Annotated in this window: 6 protein-coding genes and 1 pseudogene; all 7 read right to left on the bottom strand. The window is 71.6% G+C overall.

Going from position 1 to position 4975, the window contains the following annotated elements:
• The coding region (locus tag B7L92_RS11315) for a 1-acyl-sn-glycerol-3-phosphate acyltransferase (RefSeq protein ID WP_143626289.1) at positions 1-639 on the bottom strand (639 nt) is incomplete at its 3' end.
• A gap of 14 nt (positions 640-653) precedes the next feature.
• Complete coding sequence (locus B7L92_RS11310; protein ID WP_081237301.1) at positions 654-1715, bottom strand: NAD-dependent epimerase/dehydratase family protein; 1062 nt, start codon at positions 1713-1715, stop codon at positions 654-656.
• A 261-nt stretch (positions 1716-1976) separates the two neighbouring features.
• Positions 1977-2075 (bottom strand): 30S ribosomal protein bS22, encoded by a 99-nt coding sequence (locus B7L92_RS11305; protein ID WP_003948845.1) that lies wholly within the window; start codon positions 2073-2075, stop codon positions 1977-1979.
• Positions 2076-2229: 154 nt separating this feature from the next.
• The gene (locus B7L92_RS11300; RefSeq protein WP_004984898.1) at positions 2230-2442 is read right to left on the bottom strand and encodes a helix-turn-helix domain-containing protein; all 213 of its coding nucleotides are present in this window, start codon (positions 2440-2442) and stop codon (positions 2230-2232) included.
• 129 nt (positions 2443-2571) lie between these two features.
• Entirely contained in the window at positions 2572-3387 is an 816-nt protein-coding gene (locus tag B7L92_RS11295) for a phosphatase (protein WP_081237302.1), read from the bottom strand.
• A 102-nt stretch (positions 3388-3489) separates the two neighbouring features.
• Positions 3490-4662, bottom strand: a complete 1173-nt coding sequence (locus B7L92_RS11290; protein WP_081237300.1) for an acetoin utilization protein AcuC — start codon at positions 4660-4662, stop codon at positions 3490-3492.
• Positions 4613-4975, bottom strand: a pseudogene (locus B7L92_RS11285) (MFS transporter); the annotation flags it as partial. The pseudogene B7L92_RS11285 and the gene B7L92_RS11290, both read right to left, overlap by 50 nt.

The raw sequence follows: 4975 nt of genomic DNA, 5'->3' as shown, positions 1-4975 counted from the left end.
GAGGCGTTCGGCGTCCTCGGCGCAGGCCAGGGTGTGACCGAGCTTGCGGGCCAGTTCGTTCACCACCGGCAGCACGAACACCAGGTCGGCCGCGAGCAGCCGCAGATGGCGGTCGGCCGGATGGTGGTCGTGCACGGCGACCTGCATCATCAGGCCGTCCAGCGGCAGCGTCCCGGAGTGGTTGGCGACGATCAGGGCGCCGCCCTTCGACGGGATGTTCTCGATGCCCTTCACCTCCACCCGGAAGTACTTCTCGTACACCGGGCGCAGCAGGGACATCAGGACCTGGGAGGTGAGTTCCTCGTCGTAGCCGAAGTCGTCGACCTCGTAGTCCCCGGTGAGGCGGCGGCGCAGGAAGGCCAGGCCGCTCGCGACCCGCCGTTCCAGTCCGTCGGCGCCGTCACCGGACGGCTGCGGGGACGATTCCCCGGACGGCTGCGGGGACGATTCTTCTCCCCGGGGCACGGGAGCATCCTCCCGCGCGGACGCCACGCCCGGCAGGGGTTGCACCTCCCCCACCGCCGCGGGCTGCGCGCCCGGGCGCCGGCTCCCCGCACCGCCCCGGCGGCGCGGCGGGCGCTGTGCGGCGCCCCCACGGGAGCGGTCGTCGTCGAACGGAATGACCTTGGCGTCCGCCATCGTTGCTGCGCTCCTCAGTTGGCGCTCTGCGTCGGGGAGTGACCGCTGCCCGGCAGGGGCAGCGCGGCGATCCGGTCGACGGCCCTCGCGAGGGCCTCGGGCGGAAGCAGACCGGGGCCGCGGCTGCGCACGAAGTCCCCAAACGTTTCCGCAGTCGTGTACTTCGGGGTGAAGCCCAGCGTCTCGCGCATCTGGTCCGTCGCCACCACCCGCCCGTGTGTGAGCAGCCGGATCTGCTCGGGCGAGAAATCCGTCATCCCCAGCGTACGCACCAGCGAACCCGCCCAGGTGACCGCGGGAAGCAGCAGGGGCACGGTGGGCCGCCCGAGCCGCCGGGCGCACTGGGAGAGCAGCAGGACGCCGTCGCCGGCGATGTTGAAGGTGCCGCTGTTGAGCGTGGAGCGCCTCGGCTCGTGCGAGCCGATCCGCAGCACCTCGATCACGTCGTCCTCGTGCACGAACTGCAGCCGCGGGTCGTAGCCGAGCACGGTCGGCAGGACCGGCAGCGAGAAGTACGCGGCGAGCGGGCTGTCCGCGGCGGGGCCCAGGATGTTGGCGAACCTCAGCACGCACACCGCGACGTCCGGGCGGCGGCGCGCGAACCCGCGCACATAGCCCTCCACCTCGACCGTGTCCTTCGCGAAACCGCCGCTGGGCAGGGACTTGGGCGGGGTCGTCTCGGTGAAGACCGCCGGATCGCGGGGCGCGGAACCGTAGACGTTCGTACTGGACTTCACGACCAGTCGTTTGACGTGCGGGGACTTCTGGCAGGCACCGAGCAGTTGCATGGTGCCGATGACGTTGGTCTCCTTGAGCGCGGCCCGGCTGCCGCTGCCGAGCGGCGTGCCCGTGACGTCGAGGTGGACGACCGTGTCGGCCCCCGTCTCGGCGAGCACCCGCGCGATGGTGGGCTGGCGGATGTCGGCCTGGACGAAGTCGGCGCCGCCCAGGTGGTGCTCGGGCGCGACCGCGTCCACCGCGACGACCCGCTCCACCTCGGGATCACGCTGGATCCGCCGGACGAAGCGGCCTCCCAGCTGACGGGCCACTCCGGTCACGAGCACGACCTTTCCCAAGATCAGCGCCTTTCTCTCGCCCTGCCCCCGACGGTCAACTTAGCGGGTCGCCGTCGCTCTGTGGTGCCCACCCGATGCACGAAGTGACGACAGCCCCGGACGTACGAACGAACCCGGCCGGACTCCCCACCGCCCGGGAACCCAGGGGACGTCCGGGAAAACACGGAGACGTCCGGGAAACACCGGGAACGCCCGCGAGACGACAGTGGCCCCCCACCGAAGTGCGGTGGAGGGCCACTGGACACGCTTCCGCGTCGTCGCTTACTTCTTGTTGCGACGCTGAACGCGCGTGCGCTTGAGCAGCTTGCGGTGCTTCTTCTTGGCCATCCGCTTGCGCCGCTTCTTGATAACAGAGCCCACGACTACCCTCGCTCACTTCTCATCACTCGGTGTTTGGGCGCCATGGGCCCACACGACCTACGAGGGGCTAGCCTACCCGCCCGAGCGCTGAGGTCGTAATCGAGGAGGCCGGGGAGTCCCATGAGTGTTCTGAACAGGACTCCCCGACGCGCCGTCAGGCGGTTTCCACCCCCACGTAGCTCTCGCGGAGGTACTCGTGAACCGCTTGCTCGGGGACGCGGAAGGACCGCCCCACCCGAATCGCGGGCAGATGACCGCTGTGCACCAGCCGGTACACGGTCATCTTCGACACTCGCATCACCGAGGCGACTTCCGCCACGGTAAGGAACTGAACCTCGTTCAGAGGCCTCTCGCCAGCTGCAGCCATGACACACCTGAACCTTCCGCACTCGACGGCCACCGGCTTCCCCTTCCGGTGACTCTTCGTCGCTGCGTGCTCACTCCCCAATGTAGGGGCGGGTGATGCGAGTGGGGAAGAGGTGCACCCATCAGCGGCCTACTGCGACAGACACGCCCGTTTGAGTATGTAGCGGGTCAGCGGCAGGTAGTAACCGGACCGCACGCCGTCATCAAGTGGAACGACGACGGCCACGGCACCCTCGGCCTCTCCGACGAACGGCGCCGGGTCGTTCACATCGGCCAGCGCGACGGCCTCGAACCCCAGCTGACCTGCCCCGCAGGCCCAGCCGTGGTCTCCGATCACCAACTCCGGAAGCGGCCCGCCGGCCGCCGCGGCCGCGTCGAGCGCGGTCCGAACCGGGAGGGGGGAGTGCGTGTGCGCGCCGGGCTCACGACCGGGGCGTTGCGGGGCGGCTTGGCGGACGAGTCCGACTCCCCGTACGTAGTCGAGGTTGTACGTGCGTAGGCCGAACCGGGTCGTTATGTCGACAGAGCGACCCTGCGCCGGAGTGAGGACGGCACATCCCGCCGCCGACAGCGCGTCTGCCAGAGCGGCGTAGAAGCCGAGCAGCCGGTGCGGGTGACCGGTGCCGAGCAGCACGGGCGCACCACGACGGGCGGCGACCGCCAACCGTCCCGCGCAGGCGTCCAGGGCGGCCAGGGTCCGCTCGGGGTCGATCACCTCGTGGCCGGAGGTGTGACCGGGATCGGCCGAAACCCCGCACCTGTCCGCCATCAACGCGAGCAGTTCCCGCTCCTCCCACGCCCCTGCGGGATCCAGACCGATCAGCATCCGGGGGTCCCGGGCGGCGAACAGCCGGTAGCTCCGCAGGCTCTCCTCCCGCGTGGTGCCCACGACCCCGGCGAGCCGGGCGGCCAGGAGGTGGGCGCGGAGGTCGGCGGAGGACGGCACGGACACGATGGTGCGGGACACGGGGGCCGGCCGCGCCCGGAACCGGCGAACACCGCACGGTCGGCGTAACGGCCCCCACGGACCCCCGGACCCGTGCCGGGCCTACGCCAGCAGTCCCCGCAACGGGAACACCGCGCGCCGCACCGCCAGGATCGCCTGGTCCAGGCGGTCCGCCGGGTCGTACCCCTCGTCCCACGCGGACCAGGGGACCGGCCACCGCCCGTCGGTCATCCGCCGCGGCGCCGGCTGCCGGGTCCGGGCGTAGACCTCCTGCCGCCAGGCCTCGGGGATCATCGTCGTGGGATCCACGGGCCGTCCGGCCGCGATGCCCACCAGATGGGTCCAGGACCGCGGCACGACCTCCACCACCGCGTACCCGCCGCCGCCCAGCGCCACCCACCGCCCGTCGGTGTGGGTGTGCGCCAGCTCGTGGCAGGCCATCTGCACCGCGCGCTGGGCGTCCAGCGACACCGCCAGGTGCGCCAGCGGATCCTCGAAGTGCGTGTCGGCGCCGTGCTGCGTCACCAGCACCTGCGGCCGGAACTGGGCCAGCAGCTCCGGCACCACGGAGTGGAACGCCCGCAGCCATCCGGCGTCCCCGGTCCCGGCCGGCAGGGCCACGTTGACCGCGCTGCCCTCCGCGGTCTCCGCCCCCGTCTCCTCCGGCCACCCGGTCTGCGGGAACAGCGTCCGCGGATGCTCGTGCAGCGAGATCGTCAGCACCCGCGGGTCCTCCCAGAACGCCGCCTGCACCCCGTCCCCGTGGTGCACGTCGACATCGATGTACGCGACCCGCTCGGCCCCCAGCTCCAGCAGCCGGGCGATGGCCAGCGAGGCGTCGTTGTACACGCAGAAGCCGGAGGCGGCCCCCGGCATCGCGTGGTGCAGCCCGCCCGCGAAGTTCACCGCGTGCAGCGCGTCCCCCCGCCACACGGCCTCCGCCGCCCCCACCGACTGCCCGGCGATCAGCGCCGACACCTCGTGCATCCCGGCGAACGCGGGATCGTCGAGCGTCCCCAGCCCGTACGCCTGGTCCGCGGTCGCCGGGTCCGCCGACGCGGCCTTCACCGCGTCGATGTAGTCCTCCCGGTGGACGAGCCGCAGCGTCGACTCCCCGGCCGCCTTCGCCGCGACCACCTCCACCTCGCGGTCGAGCCCGAGGGCCCCGACCAGACTCCGGGTCAGGGCGAGCCGGACCGGGTCCATCGGATGGTCCCGGCCGAAGTCATAGCCCGTTACTGCCTCGTCCCACATCAGCTGTGCGCGGCCGCTCATGCCCGCCACCGTATCGGTCCGGTTGAGGCGCGAACGACTTGGCGTACACGAGTGTCACCAGGACCAGCACCATCGGAACGAGCATCGCCCCGCGGTAGCTCCAGACGTCGCCGAGCACTCCGACCAGCGGCGAACCGATCAGGAAACCCACGTAATTGAAGACGTTGAGACGCGCTACGGCCGCGTCCGAAGCCCCCGGGCCGTGCAGCTCGAAGGCGCGCCGCCCCGCCGCCGCGAACGTCTGCGGCACCAGCACGCAGAGCCCCAGCCCCAGCAGCGTGAACCCCAGCATCCCCACCCACGCCCCGGGCGC

The organism is Streptomyces viridosporus, from assembly GCF_002078235.1.
GTDB lineage: Bacteria > Actinomycetota > Actinomycetes > Streptomycetales > Streptomycetaceae > Streptomyces > Streptomyces viridosporus.
Note: the sequence above shows the minus strand (reverse complement) of the source record. Positions and strands in the feature narration are given on the sequence as shown.

Excerpts from the sequence above, each read along its gene's own strand:
- B7L92_RS11290 (WP_081237300.1), bottom strand. The coding sequence starts at position 4,662 with ATGAGCGGCCGCGCACAGCTGATGTGGGACGAGGCAGTAACGGGCTAT.
- B7L92_RS11300 (WP_004984898.1), bottom strand. The coding sequence starts at position 2,442 with ATGGCTGCAGCTGGCGAGAGGCCTCTGAACGAGGTTCAGTTCCTTACC.